Genomic DNA, 15,886 nt, shown 5'->3' on the forward strand with positions numbered 1-15,886 from the left:
CGAGACCGATCCGACCGCCGCAGGCTCAGGGTCAGCCCCATTTGGCGCCCTCGGCCTGATCGCGGGCACTCATCGACATGGTGTTCATCTCGTGTGTGCTCGCCATCGCGCGGTAAGCCCGGACCAGTTCCTCGAGCGCGGTGTTCCACTGCGCCTGCCAGGCCTGATAGGTCATGCCGGTGTCGCCCTGCCAGGCGCCGGCCAGCGCCGCCTGCTCGCTGGCGATGTCGGCACCGACCGCGTGCAGTGCGCCGGCGTATCCGGACATCTCAGCGGCGTGCGCCAGCATGGCCGGGTAGTTGTACATGATCTGTGACATGGCGTTCTCCTAAATCTTCCTGCGTCGCTTCGGGCGTTCGAATCAGATGGCGGTGTAGTTGCCGGCCGCTGCCGCGTCCTCGGCGACGTAGCTCGCCGCGGCGTCGCCGAGGTTCACCTGGGCGATGTCCAGCAGCGCGTTCACCTTGGCCGAGACCTCGATGAAGCGGGCGTGCGCGGCCTGGAAGGCGGCCGACGACTCACCCATGTGGAAGGCCTGCGCGGACTGGGCGGCCTGTTCGGCCTGGGCCATGGTGCTGCGCATCAGGGCGGTCTTGGCTCCGAAGGCCGCCTCGGAGGCGACGATCTGGGGGATGTGGGCGTCGAGCATGCTCATGGTGGTTCCTTTCGGCTCGGTTCATCGACTCGGGCGGTGCGGCGGTGCGCTCAGGTGTGCGACCCCCTGTCATCGGGGTCGGGGTTCCAGTTCCCGGGCAGCATCGGGCTTTTCGGCCCGTTGCCGAAGGAATCCGGCGAGAGCGTGGTCAGGCCGGCGGCTGCCGCGTCGCCTTCGCCCACGGTGCCGGCGAAGCCGAGCCGTCCGGCCCCGCGGGCGGAGGCGGAGATGCTCGGCTCGCGCGGCGGTGGTCCATCGTCGGGGTCCGACGCCGGGTCGTCCTCGTAGTCCATGTAGGCGTCCGCGTAGGCGCGGTCCTTGACCTCGGCGGCGCGGCGACGGCGGCGTTTACGGCGCGCTGCCGCAGCGGCGGCCGCCGACGCGGCGGCAGCGGCCGGGATGTCGGCGGCCGGGGCTTTGGCGCCGGTCGAATCGCGCACCGTCGGGGTGAAGCCCTCCCCGTCGGGATCGCCGCCGTGCACGGCATACGGCACAAACGTCGCCGGTGCGGCGGTGGCCGCCGTCGGCGCCGGTGCCGGGGCGCCTGCCGCGGTGCCACCGGTCGGCACCGGCGCGGGGGCGCCACCGGGGGCGACACCGGTGGCCGGATAGAGACCGGTCGGTTCGGCCCGCACCGGGCCTTGCGCAGGAGCGGGGACGTCGGCGACCGCGGCGGGCGGCGGAAACAGCAAGGGCAGCAGCTTCAGCAGTTGGTCGGCGACACCGCCGAGGATGCCGAGCCCGATGGCGAGCAGCGGCTGGATCAGCAGTTGCGGGTAGGTCAGCGAGGCGCCGATCCACGACACCGCCTGATAGGCGACGGCGAACAGGAACGGACCCCAGGTCTGCAGGGCCGCCGCCGGGTTGGTCAGGAAATCGGTGATCAGCTGGATACTGTTGCCGATCGGGTCTTGGAAGAAGTTCAGGATCGGCTCGAAGAGCTGGTTCGTGAAATCCATGTAGGCCTTGAGCAGATCGGTGATGAAGTTCGAACTGTCAAGCGCCGCACCGGATTCGCTTGCCTGCGCCTGCGCGCCCGACTGCTCGGCGGTGGCGGCGGCGGCTCCGGCTTCGCCCACCCCGGGAGCGAGCAGCAGCGGCGCCGGGGCCGTCGGCGGTGCGGCGGAGACGGCGGCGCCGGCCACCGCCTGGTAGGTGCTCATACTGGTGGCGGCCTGGATCCACATCCGCACGTAGTCGGCTTCGTTCACCGCGATCGGGATCGTGTTGATGCCCAGGAAGTTCGTGCCGACGAGTACGGCGTGGGTGGCGTGGTTGGCGGCGAGCTCACCCATGGTCGGTGTGGTGGCCAGCGCGGTGCTGTAGGCGGCGGCCGCCGTCTCGTGCTGCGCCGCGGTCGCCGCGCTGGTGGCGCTCGCCTCGGCCAGCCATGCCAGATACGGGGCGTGCGCGGCCACGTACTGTTCGGCGCTCGGCCCCTCCCACGCCCCGGCCTGGACGGCGGCCAGGATGCTGGTCAGTTCCGCAGCTGCACTGGCGTATTCGGCGCTCAACGACTGCCACGCCCCCGCGGCCGCCAGCAGCGACCCGGGGCCGGGCCCGCTGCTCAGCAGCGCCGAGTGCACCTCCGGGGGAAGTGCCATCCAGATGGGGGCCGTCATCTAACCGCGCGCGATCAGGTAGGACATGGCGGCCATCGCGTCGCCACTGGCGTAGCCGGCACCGGATTCCCCGACCCCGACTCCCGAACGCCCGAGCTCCTCGACGCCCTGCGCGGCGATGGCGGTGTGCTGGTTGCCATGTGCGCTCAGACCGCCGGCGGTCTGCACCGAGACCGCGTCGGCGGCCGGCGGCAACACCGTGGTGACCAGCCCGGCGGCGGCGGCGTGGGCGGCGGCCAGCCGCGCGGCCAGCGCCTCGACCGCGGAGCCGGCAGCGGTCAGGCCCTCGGGAACGACACGCAGAGTCATCAGCTGTATTCCTTTCCGTTGGCTCGAGGCGAGCCGGCCGGCACTGCGACGAGCGGGTTGACGAGCTGGACGAAGGTCGGGGTGTCGGTGTCGCCGAGCAGCATCGCCCGACCCGCGGGCATCCGGGCGAACCGGTGGCCCCGGATCTTGCCGCTGTCCTGCGGGTTGCCCGACAACAACAGCGTGGTCGCCTGCAGGTCGTTGAGGCGACGCAGCAGCGGCGCGGTCATCACCGCGTGGGCCGATCCGGCCGCTCGGGCGGTGACGATGACCCGCAGACCGAGATCGCCGGCCTGCCCGAGCAGACCGAGCAGCGGGGTCCACGGACGCTGGCCGGCGAACGGCCCACTGATCGCCGGACTGTCCGGGATCTGATCGACGTCGTCGATGATCAGATAGTGGGTGTGGCCTCGATAGGCCCAGTCGCGCAGCTGAGCGTGCGACAGCCCGGCGGGCGGCCGCCGCTTCTCGATCAACGCGGCCAGCCCCTGCATCGCCGGGGTGATCCGGTCGATGTTCGGCGTGTACTCGTTGTCGGGGAACAGCGGTTCGTCGACGAGCTGCAGCCGCCGGTCGATCACGGTGAACGCGACCTCCTCGGCAGAGGAGTGTTCGCGCACGGTCCGGACAAGATGGCGCAGCAGCGTCGTCTTGCCGGATCGGCTGTCGCCGAACACCATGACCAGCGGGTTTTCCGTGAAGTCCAGCGCCACGGGCGCCAGGTCCTCTTCGCGTTGGCCGATCACGACGCGCCCCGGAGCCGGGTAGAGCGGCCGGACCGCCTCGGCGGGCAGGTCGGTCGGGAGCAGTCGCACCGGCGGCGCGGTCACCTCGGGGTACCTGGCGTTGATCGCCGGGATCAGGTCCAGCGCCGGTGTCGCGAACAGGAAGTGCTCGGCGGCCATGGTCAGTCCGCGCCCCGGCTGGTCGGCGGGCACACCTTCGGCAGGTCGGCGCAATCCGCCGACGATGCGCACGTTGCTGTCCCTGGCGTCGGGCAATCTCAGCTCCAGCCGCAGCCCCAGCCCGTCGCGCATGTTCAGTGGCACCTCCAGCCAGTTCGGCGTGGTGATCACGACGTGCACGCCGTAGGCCAGCCCCGTGTTGACCAACTCGGTCACCCGGTTCAGCAGCGGGTTACGGGTGTTGAACGTGTCGGTGTTGTCGCGGCTGAACGCATACAGGTTGTCGATGACGAGGAAGACGTCGGGGTAGGCGGCTGCGCTCCCTCGGTCACCCCACTGCCCCGCCTCCTGCCGCGCCCGGATGAGCTGGTCGATCTCGCCGAAGGTGCGGCGGATGCGCTCCGGCTCGAGGGGTGTGGCGACGCTGCCGACGTGGGCCAGTCCGGCCAGGGGAGCCAGCTGGCCGCCGCCGTAGTCGAGACAGTAGAACGTGACGTCGCGCGGCGAGTGCAGGGACGCGGCCGAGAGGATGAAAGTCTGCAGCGCCGACGATTTCCCCGATTTCGGGCCGCCGTGGATCACCATGTTGGCCGCGGCGCCGGTGGCGTCGAAGAGCAGTGGATCCCGGCGCATTTCGAACGGCCTGTCGATCTCGCCGAGCGGCCAGCGTCGCTGCCGCGACGGCAGCGCGGACCGCTGCAGTACCTCGGCGAGCGGGATCGGATCGTCCAATGGCGGCAGCCAGAGCCGAGGCGCTTTGGGTCCGTAGTGCGCGAGCTGTTCGCCGATCGTGGCGATCAGTTTGCGCGGCGGAGCGGCTGCGGCTTCGTCGTCGAAGGACGGCACGACGGTGTCCGGCTCGGGCTCGATCCGGCTGGCGGTGAACGGCTGTGGCTGCGGTAGCGCCCGCACCACGATGGAGCGCTCCACCCGCGGTGGCTCGTAGATACCGTCGACGTAGGTGCTGCGAAACTTCACCGGTACCGCACCGGGGGCGGGCACAAGGAAACCCTCGCCCTTGTGCTCCCGGCCGGATTCGATGTGGTACGCGTCCTCCACACCGATGACCTGGCGGGAGATGCTGGGGCTGGCCACCTTCAGGCCGATGCGGTACGAGGTGTTCTTGTCGATGTCCTTGATCCGCCCGACGTCGAGGGTCTGGGAGGCGAACAGGATGTGGATCCGGAAGGACCGGCCCTTGCGCGCGACGTAGTCGAACAGGTCGGCGTACTCGGGATGGTCGGCCAGCATCAGCGTGAACTCGTCGGCGACGACGAACAGGGTGGGGATCGGCGGCAGATCATGGCCACCGGCGATCGCGTTCTCGTATTCGGTCACCGAGTTGAAGGCACTGCCCTGCACCCGGCGGCCGGTCTCCTTGAGCAGCTGTTCGCGGCGGGCCACCTCACCGCGCAGCGTGTCGGCGAATCGATCAGCCAGCGATCGCTTCTCGGCCATGTTGGAGATGACCGCGACCACCTGCGGGAAGTGACGGAAGATGTCGGCGCCGGCCTCGCCCTTGAAGTCGGCGTAGATCACGATGAGCCGTTCGGCGGAGTGAGTCGTCAACAGCGCCAACAGGATCGACATCAGCGTCTGGGACTTGCCCGAACCGGTCATCCCGATCATCAGGCCGTGTGGCCCCATCCCGCCCTCGGCCTCGTCTTTGAGGTCGAAGTACAGCGGCTCACCGGTGGCGGTGACGCCGATCGGGACCCGCAGTTCGTCGTCACGTCTGCGCGGTGCCCACAGGTCGGCGACGTCGAGCGCCGAGGCGTCGGGAATGTCGAGCAGGGTGGTGAACGTGGAGGCACCGGTGGTGGTGGAGCGCGCCCGGCCGGGGTTGGAGTCCCACCGGGACAGCCGCCGGGCCAGATGGCGGGCCTCGTCGGTGCTCAGGGTGTCGGCGTGGTCGATGTAGGCCTGCCAGCCGCCGGTCTGCCAGCGTTCGATCCGGCCGTCGGCGACCCGCAGGATGGGCCGTTCCGGATCCGCATACTGCTCCCGGTGCGGCGGTTCGGCGACGCGGTGGATGAGCGTCACCCCGGCCAGGCCGGGACGCCGGGCGAGGTCGCCGATGTCGGCCAGCGCATCGGGGTCGGGATCGTCGAGGATCACCAGCAGGTGTTTGACGGCGCGGTCGCCGTCGCCGGGAAAGGGTGCGCGGCCGGCCAGCGCGGGGGCCAGCAGATCACGCAGTCCGGCGGCATCGGTTGCCAACTGGCGGGCCGGGCCGACTGCATCGGACTCACCAGCAATATCGGTGTGCGGCAACCACTTCAGCCACGACCAGTCGTCGCCGTCGATAGCCGGCGCGGCGAGGGCGACACCGAGGACGCCGGGGTCGTGCCAGGTGACGGCCTGAGCGATCCAGGCGCGCAGCGCGCCGCGGACCTCGGCGGCATCTCCGGACACGGTGATGCGTGCCAGCTTCGCGACGTCGATGCCGGCCGGGGCATCGCGCACGGTGCGCTGGACGTCGAGCAGTCCGCGCAACGTGGTGTGCGACACCGGTTCCAGGTCGATCTCGTCGGCGGTGTCCTTGACCCGCAACACCGTCGACAGCGGCGTGTCATGGCGGCCCGCGCGCAGGATCAGGAAGTCGCCGTCGCGCGGATCACGCTCCCACTGTCTGCGGGTACCCGGGATCGCGGCCAGCAGCGTGGGGTCGGGGTGCGACCACTGCAGCGCAGCCCGCTGTTCGGCGGCGTGCACCCGGACGTTGTCGCGGACGACCGACAGATAGCGCAGATAGTCGGCGCGCTCGGCGTCGACCTCCTCGGTGCGCATCTTGTTGTCGCTGCCCCGGTAGAGCGCGGTGGCCGCCAACAGCAGGACGAACGGGAAGAACAGTGTCGTCGGCGAGATCAGGCGCATCCCGGTCGCGACCAGCGCCACGATCATCCCCACGATGAGCAGCACGATCAGATACGGCAGGACGCGGCGCAGCAGCGACGGCGGCACCAGGCGGGGCAGTTCCGGCGGCGGTTCGATGGTGATGACGCCCTGGCGGGCCGCGGGCGGCGGCAACCGGCGGTGGGCCTCGAAGATCAAGCGGCTCATGGCTTCTCCAGACGCTGGGTCTCCAGACGCGCAGGATTCGGATCGGGTGCCAGGGTGTCGTGGGCGAGCAGCGCATCGCCGCGCGACAGCGTCGGTCCCGCCGCGAATTGGGCGAGCACCGACCACGGGATCGGCAGCGCAGGATCGCTCAGCCCGAGCGCCGATGCGGTGTCACCGCCGGGTGCCGCCGGGTCGGCCTGCTCGATGCCGAAACGCACCCCGGTGTCACTGACCCAGAACAGCGAACCCGCGGTCGGCGACCCCGGCTCCTGACCGACGGTCTGGACGTAGTATCCGCTGCCGGGGGCCAGCGCCACCCGGTCGGCGGTGACGCCGTCACCGGCCCCGACGAGATCGAGCGTGCGGACCTCACCCGGTAGCGGTAGCGCGGCGCCGGACAGCAGTGTCATCGAACTCTGCTCGGCATCAATGGGTTTCGCCCAGCGTGCACAGGTGACCGGGTCGGCGCCGGCGTCGACCACGCTGATCCGATCGGCGGGATAGGCCTCGACGTCGAGTACACCGGAGACCGGCAGCCGGGCGACGTCGTCGGCGGCCAGGCGGGGCGGTTGTGCCAGGCCGTAGGAGTTCGTGTTGCGCAGGATCGCGGCCAGCACCGACGGCACCGGCTGTAGTCCGTCGGGCAGCACCGCGTAGTACCGGATGGTGTTGTCGGCGTCGAAGGCGGTCACCACGGCGCCGACCGGAGCCGGCACCGGCAGCGGGAACTGCGGCGGCTGACCGGCGTTCGGCACCGGCGGAGCCACCAGCGGTGGCGCCTCGGGGATCGCATTGAACAGTCCGGTGGCGATCGGGCGGGCGGTGACGCCGACGGCGGGGATGCCCAACGCATCGGTCACCGGCCGGTTGGCCGGGTCGACCGCGCTGCGCCGACCGTCCCACAGCAACCAGGTGCCGGCCTCGTTGGCCACCAGCACCGCGCGGTCTTCGGCGAGGGTGCCGGCGCGCTCGCCGCCGCCGCCGATCGGCCCGGCGAGCACCGTGACGCCGGGCGCCGATCCGGACACGGCGTCGCACACCGTCCACTCGGCATCGCGGATCGTGTTCTGCACCATGCGTTCCGGGGCGCCCGGAATGCCGACGAGATTGCCGCGGGGAAACTGGTCGAGCTCGGCGGTCTTGACGGTGGTCGGGTTGTCGGGCCGTCCGGCGATGAGCCGGGCCGACGTCAGGTTCAGCACCGGATGCAGTTGTTCGCCGACCTTCACATACAGCGCCGCGGTATCGCGGTCGGCCAGGATCGGATCGCTGCCCGCTGAGCCCGCCGGGCGGATCAGCGAGAACACGAAGCATCCGGCCAACCCGGTGACGAGTACCAGGGCACCGACCAGGACGGCCCGCGATTGGGTGCGCAGCGGGTCGACCAGCATCCGGGTGTCATGCAGCGCCACCCCGGAGGCGATGCGGCGCATCATGAAACGCCATCCCGACACCTGGTGGCGGGTGACGAAGCCGCGCCGGTAGGGCGCTTTCTCGGGATTCTCGTTCGCCGGCGTTCGCGAGGAGAAGGACCGCCGGGAATCCGGTGCGGTCATGCCTGCGCCGACAGATCAGGCGCCGACAGACCGAGTCCGCGCAGCAGCGGTGCGGCCGAATTGCGGACGTCCTCGGCGGTGATGGTCATCAGCTCCTGATCGGTGAACTCGTCGACATCGGAATGGTCGAGCCGGTATTCGCGCTCCTCTTCCGAACGTTCGACGAGGTTGCGGACGAACCGGCCGTTGCCGGCGATGTCGAGACTGCGGCGGTCGACCCCGTTGGCGTCCGGCGACGACGACTGGGCGAGCTGGGCGAACAGTCGCTCCATATCGTCGTGGGCGGCGTCGGCGAAGACGCTGTCGCGCTTCTCGGCCATCCGCACCGCGATCTCGACCAGTTCGGCCGGCGAATAGGACGGGAAGTCGATGCTGCGGGTGAACCGCGAGCGCAGGCCCTCGTTGGCGTCGAGGAACATGTCGAGGTCCTTGCGGTACCCCGCGATGATGACGACCAGGCGGTCGCGGTCGTTCTCCATGCGGGCCAGCAGGGTATCGATGGCGACCAGGCCGAAGTCGTTCTTGGCGCCGGTGGACACCAGGGCGTATGCCTCGTCGAGGAACAGCACACCGTCCAGGGCGCCGTCGATGATCGCGTTGGTCTTGGCTTCGGTCTCGCCGATGTGCTGCCCGATCAGGTCGGCGCGGTGCACCTCACGGACGGTCTCCTTACGCAGCAGCCCCAGCCCGCAGTAGATCTTCGCCACCACGCGCGCGATCGTCGTCTTGCCGGTGCCGGGCGGGCCGGCGAAGACCAGGTGGTTGGTCCGCTGCGCGACGGCCAGGCCCCGCTCCTGGCGGCGCAGCGCCATGGCCACCGAACTCTTCAGCCGCGCCACCTGATATTTGACCTCTTCGAGCCCGATGAACTCGGCCAGTTCGGCTTCGGCCTCGACCAGCAGATGCGCTTTGCGGTCCTTGGCTCCCGGGTCGACGAACTCGGCCTCGCTCGGCTCGGACTGCGGATCCCACGGATCGCTGCGGGCCTCGATCCGGGCGGCCGTGGTGGTCGGGATGCCATAGGTGGTGTCCAGCAGCGCGGCCTCGAGGTCCGCGTTCTCGGGGTTGGCCGCATAGAGATCCTGCAGGACGTCCGCAGCCTCCTCGGTCTCGCCCTGCGCGCGCAGGGTCAGGCCTTTGGCCAGCGCACCGTCCACCGCCGCCACGGCGACCGGCCCGGTCGGGTCTTCGAGATAGGACATCGCCGGGGCGAACATGCCCAGGCGGGCCAGCGCGATGCCGAGTGTGACGCGGGCGGCGTGGCGGTAGGTCTCGTCGAGGTCGGCGTCGTTGACCACCGGGGTGAGCAGCCGCACGACGTCCGACCAACGCTCGGCGCGATGCTGGATCGCCACCTGCACCCAGCGCGCGGACAGGGCGCCGGGCCGACGCTCCAGCACGTCGCCGACGAGTCGGTCGGCATCGGCGAACGCACCCGCCAGAGCGCGTTCGGCGGCGTAGGCGAGCTGGAAGTCGTCGGGCTCGCCGGCGCGGAACTGCAGGTACAAACCGCTGTCATAGGTGAAACCGAGGGCGCCGGGCGCCATCTCGACGTGACGTTGCAGTGATCCCGCACTGCCCCGGGTGCGCCAGACCGACTCGAGCACCCGGCTGGAGGTGTCGCCGGCGGCGGCCAGCCCGGTCCACGCGTCACAGTGGTCGTGCGCGATGTGGGTCAGCGCGGCGAAGCCGGAGCGGGCGGCGGCGAGGTCGGCCGGGCGCTGCCGGTCGTTGACCGTCAGTCCCAGCGCGCGACAACAGGTGGCAAACCGGCTGACGACGTCGCGATCGACCCGGGCCGGCGCAACCTTCGGCGCCGCGAGCGTGTCACTTCCCATATCCATGAACCGTTTATGCGCGCAGGGGATGGACCCCCGCGAACTCCCCTTAGGTTTGGTGAGGCTAACTTTCGGAGAAGTTAGCATTGCATAAGCTAACCGTCTAGACGCACGGTGGTGCGCCCGAGCGGCCAGCGGCTCCCTACTTGACGGCTGTGACCAGCGAAATCGCCTGCATCATCCCCGCAGTTTGCGGATCGTCCAGATCGATCGGACGGCCCAGCCCGGCCAGGTACCCCGGCAGCGGTGTCGCCCGAGCGGACCACCCGCGCGCGCCGAACCAGGCGTCGGCGGGGGCGTGCTGCTGGTTGTAGACCAGGGCGAAGAACGGCTGGTCCGCGCCGGCCGCACGCTCCTCGTCGCGTTTGGCGGCGAACGCCTCGGCCGGCATCGGCGTGGCCTCCTCGACCGCGACCCAGCTACCACGGGCAGCCAGCGCGTCGATGCCGGCGAACAGGCTCTCCTGCGCGGCGGCGGGCAGGTAGATCAACAGTCCCTCAGCTATCCACGCCGAGGGCTGCGCGGAATCGAAGCCGGCTGCGGTCAACGCGGCAGGCCAGTCGTCACGCAGGTCCACGGCCACCTCCCGGCGTTGCGCGGCCGGCGCCTCGGCACGGTCGGTGAGCACGCCGCGCTTGAAGTCGAGGACCTGCGGCTGGTCGATCTCGAAGATCACGGAACCGACCGGCCACGGCAGGCGGTAGGCCCGCGAATCCAGGCCGGCGGCCAGGATGACGATCTGGCGGACACCGGCGGCCATCACGTCGGCGAAGTACCGGTCGAAATAGCGGGTGCGCGCTCCCTGGAAGTTGACGAACTGCCGGCCGAATTCGGATCGCAGCACGTGCTCGGGTACGCCGCCGTCGAGCAGATCGGCCCATTCGCCGCCGACTGCGCGACAGAAGATCTCGGCGTAGGGGTCGACCGCGAGCGGCTCCGGCTTGTGCGCCTCGAGCGCCCGCGACGCCGCGACGAACAACGCCGTCGATCCGACGCTGGTGGTGATGTCCCAGGAATCGTCGTCGCTGCGCACAGTCGTGTTTATACGCCGTCGAGCTGTCGGTTTCCGCTCTCGACAGGCAGCCGGACCAGGGTCAGCACCCGGTGCGCGGCGCCGCCGGGCGTCGCGTGCAACGTGAACGGTGTCTGGTTGTGGTGGGCGTGTGCGCGGGCCTCGGCGAGTACGGCGACCGCGGACGAGCCCAGGTGCGTCACGGCGCGCAGGTCGATCCACAACGGTCGGGTGCCGGCCCGGCTCTGCGCGGCGATCGCCGCGGCCAGGGTGTCGGCGTCCCCAGGACCGATGTCACCGCCCAGCGTGATCGTCCCGGGTTCATCGACGGCGATGGTGAAGGCATGATCCACCGCTGTGCGCGGCGGCGGGAAGGCGGTCGGCTGATCGGTGGCGATGCGGGCGCGCCGCTGAAGCCGGTGGATGGCGGTGGCCGTGGTTCCGGCCTCGTCGTGGATGACATGGCTGTGGCTGACGAGCGCTTCGGCCATCTGCAGACCCCGGCCGCGACTGCGCGGACGGGCGCCGCGAGCCTTCCAGCGCCCCGTGTCGGAGACGGTGATGCGCACACATCCGTCGTCGTCGAGGACCCCGTCCACGCGCAGCTCACCCAGGACCTGGTCGGGATAGGCATGTTCGGCGGTGTTGTCGACGTACTCGCTGACCGCGTGTTCGATCAGCACCACGTCGGTGTCGTCGGCCCCGAGCGCGGGCAGCCACTCCCGAAGCGCACTGCGCACCGCCGCACCGGCGTGCGCGTCGGCCGTCGCGTCGAGTGAGAGCGGCGGCGGGACTTCGCGGCGCTGCGCGCCGAGCAGCGTCACGTCGTCGCCGTAACCGGTACCGCGTACGAGCTCTTCGATGGTCTGGGCGCAGAGCCGTTCGACCGGGCGCAGCCCGTCGAGTGGCGGACCGCCGCCGGCCAGCACGGACGCCGCCAGCCGGGCGAATTCGTCGGCACTCTCGGTCAGTTCGCGGCCCGGACGCTCGATCACCCCGTCGCTGTAGAGCAGGAGCGCGTCGCCCACATCCAGGGTCACCGTGCCCGCCTGCCAGTCCGACCCGCTGCCCAGCGGCCCGCCGCCGGAGGGGTCGAGGAACCTCGGCCGACCGTCGGCGGTGATGAGCAGCGGCGGTGGGTGACCCGCCGTGCAGTATTCGAACGCGCCCGTGGCGGCGTCGAGGCGGCCGACGCACAGGGTCGCGTACTTACCGTTGGGCACATGCTGTGCGAACGCCTCGACGTCGCGCAGCACCTCGGTGACACCGCGGTCGGCCAGCACCTGCATCCGCACCGCGGTGCGCAGCTGGGCCATCGCGGCGGCCGCCTCGACACCGTGTCCGACGATGTCACCGACGACCAGCACCGCGCCGCCGGGCACCGCGACGGCGTCGAACCAGTCCCCGCCCGCGGTGGTGTCGTCGGCGGCGAGCAGGTACTCGGCGGCCAGATCGATGCCGGGTAGCACCGGTACGTCGACCGCCAACAGGGCGCGCTGCATGACCGTCGCCGCATCCCGCGGCGAGGGCGAGCCGGCCGGCGGGTCGTCGGCGGGCGTCTGGGCGGCGATGCGCCGATGCACCTGGTCGGTCACATTCGTCATCAGCACCTGCACCCCGATGACGACACCCGCGTCGTCACGCCGCGGGGTGAGCGCGATGTCGACGATGCGCTCCTGGTCACCGCTGCCGTCGATGTCGGCGGGCAGCCGCCATGCGGAGGCCACCAGCGACTCGCCGGTCTGGTACACCCGGTCCAGCGCCTCGGCCATCGCCTGGCGTGCGACCTCGGGAGCCAGGTCGATCAGGGGGATGCCGGCACCGGTGAGCGTCGGAAACTCCGCGCGACAGGCGGCGTTCGCCGCGACACAGACGTGCCGCGGTCCCTCCAGCGCACACACCATCGCGGGGATCGCCTCGAACACCCGCCGCACGATCTGCGGATCTCCGACCACGAGATTCCACTCCGGAGAGTGCGGCGGGGGGTTGCGTTCCGGTGGCGAGGTGTTCATCGGCGCGATTGGCTCTACCCGCACCCGCGCGGGGCTAAACCCGGACTGCCGGGCGCGGTCAGACCAGCGGTCGACCCGTCCTGATCCGCCGGTCGAGATCGTTGAGCAGGACGTTGAACGGGAACCGCCGCAGCGGTCGCGGCAGCAGGTCGTTGACCGTGCGCAGCACCGACATCACGCGATCGAAGCGGCGCTGCCGCGCGGCGTCCCACGGCAGCCGCATCTCATCGCGAAAGCGTTGCGGCAGGAAGCCCGTGGTGATGAGGAGGTTGAAGTCGTCGAGCCGACGCTGCACCGGTGCGGGCAGCCGCGCCGCGCCCACCCGCCCGGCGGCGATCGGATACAGATATTCGCGTACCGCGTCGTCGATGTGCACCCGGTCCAGCGATTCCTGCCAGTACCGGTCGAAGGCGGCCCGATCGGCCGGCCACATCTCGAGGGGCACCTGCAGCGTGGTGCCCATGGTGGCGCTGTCGCGGTAATGCCGGTCGGCGGTCTGGTCGTCCATATCGCCGATGAAGATGCGGGCGACGTCGACGCCTCCCTTGTAGAGACAGGCGGCGACCCAGAGCTGCAGACCTTTGTCGAATGCGTGGTAGGCCACCGGGCTCTCGTCGGTCGAGAACACCTGCGCGTGTGCGCCGTTGACGGCGCGCCGGTAGGCCGCCTTCTGCTCGTCGGTGCCGTTGGTCGCGACGGCGAGGTAGGTGAAGGTGGTACGGGCGCGTTTGATCGGGTGCAGGTCCACCCGGCCGCTCTCGACCCGGCTCTCCAGCACGCCGTAGCCCACCCCGGGACGGGCCAGTTGCATGATCACGTTGGCCGGGCCGGCCAGCAGCGCGACGCCCATCAGACCGTCGTCGAACGTCGCGGCCCACCGCCTCGGACGCGGCAGACGCCCGGGTCGCGCCGCATCGGTGACCGGCCGGTCCACCTGGGAAGTCAGTGCGCTGACGGTCATGGCCACCTCGAGGCAAAATGTGAGAACGTGTGTTTCCTGATCGTCCACCGCGGCGCTCGCTGCTGTCAAGATGGAGTGATGGCACAGGTCCGCCCGTATCGCGGCGTCGAGGCGCCCGAGCGCGCCGCACAGCGTCGGCTGCGGTTCCTCCAGGCCGGCCTGGACCTCCTCGGCTCGCCCGAGTACGGCATCGTCGACGAATCGGCCGAACTCACCGTGCGGGCGATCTGCCGCCGGGCCGGCGTCACCGTGCGCTACTTCTACGAGGCCTTCGCCGACAAGGACGAATTCGTCGCCGCGGTCTTCGACTGGGTGATCAACGACATCGCCACCACCACCCAGGCCGCCGCGGCCACCGCCGGGCCACGTCAGCGCAACCGCGCGGTGATGACCGACATCGTGCGCACCGTCGCCGGCGATCCCCGGGTCGGACGGCTGCTGTTCAGCTCGAAACTGTCCAACGCCGTGGTGATGCGCAAACGCGCCGAATCGGGCGCCCTGTTCGCGATGCTCTCCGGCCGGCACGCCAGCACCGCCCTGCAGCAGACACCGAACGACCGCATCACCGCGGCTGCACATTTCGTGGTGGGCGGGGTCGCGCAGACCATCAGCGCGTGGCTGGCCGGTGGGGTGTCCCTCGGCCGGGACGAACTCGTCGATCAACTGACGGCGATGATCGACCAACTGTCGGACCCCCGCCTCTACTGAGGCGTTACCGCGAAAAACCCGATCCCGGCGGCGCCCGGAACCTAGGATTCCACCAGAGGTGCAGCCAGACGCCGACGAGGGGGCCGCAGCCCTATGAGCAGAACATCGCCTGCTACTCAATCCCCCGGAGTGCTCCGCGAATTCGTCGGCCTCGACTCCCCCACCGCCCGGCGCGCCGGATCCGGCGGCCATCCGTGCCAGGGCATCTACTACCGCGGTGTCGGGCGGCGGCCGAAGGTCGCGATCATCGCCAGCCACTACCAGATCGATTTCACCGAGCACTATCTCGCCGACTACATCGCCACCCGCGGCATCGGATTCCTGGGCTGGAACACCCGTTTCCGGGGCTTCGAGAGTAGTTTCCTGCTCGACCACGCCCTGGTCGACATCGGCGTGGGCGTGCGCTGGCTGCGCGAGGTACAGAACATCGACACCGTTGTGCTGCTGGGTAATTCGGGTGGCGGATCGCTGATGGCGGCATACCAGGCCCAAGCCTGCGACCACCACGTGCAGCCGCTACCCGGTATGCGCCCGGCGGCCGGGTTGACCGAATTGCCGCCCGCCGACGGCTACATCGCCAGCGCCGCCCACCCGGGACGCCCCGACGTGCTGACCGCCTGGATGGACGCCTCGGTGATCGACGAGTCCGACCCGGTGGCCGGCGACCCCACGCTCGATCCGTTCGACGAGGGCAACGGACCGCCCTACCCCCCGGAATTCGTCGAGCGCTACCGCGCCGCACAGATCGCCCGCAACCATGCCATCACCGACTGGGTGGAAGCCGAACTCACCCGCATCCGGGCCGCCGGATTCTCCGACCGGCCGTTCACCGTCCTGCGCACCTGGGCCGACCTGCGCATGATGGACCCGACTCTGGACCCGTCGCGGCGCCCGGCCAACACCTGCTACATGGGGACTCCCGTGACGGCCAACCGCTCCGCCCACGGCATCGCCGCGGCCTGCACACTGTGGAACTGGCTGGGCATGTGGAGCCTGCGCCGCGCCCAGACCCGCGCCGAACCCCACCTGGTCCGCATCGAGTGTCCGGCGCTGGTGATCACCGCCGAACAGGACACCGGCGTCTTCCCGTCCGATGCTGTGCGCATCAGTGAAGCCCTCGCCACCAAGGACAAGACGCAGCGCAGCATCGACACCGACCACTACTTCACCACCCCGGGGGCGCGCAGCGAGCAGGCCGACGTGATCGCCCGGTGGATCGCGAAGCGGTGGCGGTGAGCCGAACAC

At 70.4% G+C, this 15,886-nt stretch carries 12 protein-coding genes; 2 read left to right on the plus strand and 10 right to left on the minus strand.

Annotated elements, in window-relative coordinates:
* Positions 1-31 precede the first annotated feature (31 nt).
* The 10 genes from ACN27E_RS15740 to ACN27E_RS15785 all read right to left on the minus strand — a co-directional run bounded on the left by ACN27E_RS15740 (position 32) and on the right by ACN27E_RS15785 (position 13,933).
* Positions 32-319 carry a WXG100 family type VII secretion target gene (locus tag ACN27E_RS15740; protein WP_422742834.1) on the minus strand — a complete coding sequence of 96 codons (288 nt, stop codon included), beginning with the start codon at positions 317-319 and terminating at the stop codon, positions 32-34.
* A gap of 42 nt (positions 320-361) precedes the next feature.
* Positions 362-655: a type VII secretion protein EsxS gene (locus ACN27E_RS15745; RefSeq protein WP_422742835.1), complete on the minus strand. Its 294-nt coding sequence runs from the start codon at positions 653-655 to the stop codon at positions 362-364.
* A gap of 50 nt (positions 656-705) precedes the next feature.
* Positions 706-2,277, minus strand: coding sequence for a PPE family protein (locus tag ACN27E_RS15750; protein WP_422742836.1), 1,572 nt, complete (start codon positions 2,275-2,277; stop codon positions 706-708).
* Entirely contained in the window at positions 2,278-2,586 is a 309-nt protein-coding gene (locus tag ACN27E_RS15755; RefSeq protein ID WP_422742838.1) for a PE family protein, read from the minus strand.
* Entirely contained in the window at positions 2,586-6,554 is a 3,969-nt protein-coding gene (gene eccCa / locus ACN27E_RS15760; RefSeq protein ID WP_422742840.1) for a type VII secretion protein EccCa, read from the minus strand. Before eccCa ends, ACN27E_RS15755 begins: the two co-directional genes overlap by 1 nt.
* Positions 6,551-8,110 (minus strand): type VII secretion protein EccB, encoded by a 1,560-nt coding sequence (gene eccB / locus ACN27E_RS15765; protein ID WP_422742842.1) that lies wholly within the window; start codon positions 8,108-8,110, stop codon positions 6,551-6,553. The genes eccCa and eccB overlap by 4 nt, the downstream gene beginning before the upstream one ends.
* Entirely contained in the window at positions 8,107-9,954 is a 1,848-nt protein-coding gene (eccA, locus tag ACN27E_RS15770; RefSeq protein WP_422742843.1) for a type VII secretion AAA-ATPase EccA, read from the minus strand. Before eccA ends, eccB begins: the two co-directional genes overlap by 4 nt.
* Before the next feature lie 136 nt (positions 9,955-10,090).
* Entirely contained in the window at positions 10,091-10,981 is an 891-nt protein-coding gene (locus ACN27E_RS15775) for a class I SAM-dependent methyltransferase (RefSeq protein ID WP_422742844.1), read from the minus strand.
* A gap of 8 nt (positions 10,982-10,989) precedes the next feature.
* The gene (locus ACN27E_RS15780; RefSeq protein WP_422742846.1) at positions 10,990-12,972 is read right to left on the minus strand and encodes a SpoIIE family protein phosphatase; all 1,983 of its coding nucleotides are present in this window, start codon (positions 12,970-12,972) and stop codon (positions 10,990-10,992) included.
* A 58-nt stretch (positions 12,973-13,030) separates the two neighbouring features.
* A complete protein-coding gene (locus ACN27E_RS15785) occupies positions 13,031-13,933 on the minus strand; it encodes an oxygenase MpaB family protein (RefSeq protein WP_422742847.1) in 903 nt (300 codons plus the stop codon).
* Positions 13,934-14,011: 78 nt separating this feature from the next.
* Here ACN27E_RS15785 and ACN27E_RS15790 point away from each other — a divergent pair, with 78 nt between their 5' ends.
* A complete protein-coding gene (locus tag ACN27E_RS15790) occupies positions 14,012-14,641 on the plus strand; it encodes a TetR/AcrR family transcriptional regulator (RefSeq protein ID WP_422742848.1) in 630 nt (209 codons plus the stop codon).
* Positions 14,642-14,734: 93 nt separating this feature from the next.
* Positions 14,735-15,877, plus strand: a complete 1,143-nt coding sequence (locus tag ACN27E_RS15795; RefSeq protein ID WP_422742850.1) for an alpha/beta hydrolase — start codon at positions 14,735-14,737, stop codon at positions 15,875-15,877.
* The last annotated feature ends 9 nt before the right edge of the window (positions 15,878-15,886 follow it).

The organism is Mycobacterium sp. WMMD1722 (assembly GCF_049315205.1).
Taxonomy (GTDB): Bacteria; Actinomycetota; Actinomycetes; order Mycobacteriales; family Mycobacteriaceae; genus Mycobacterium.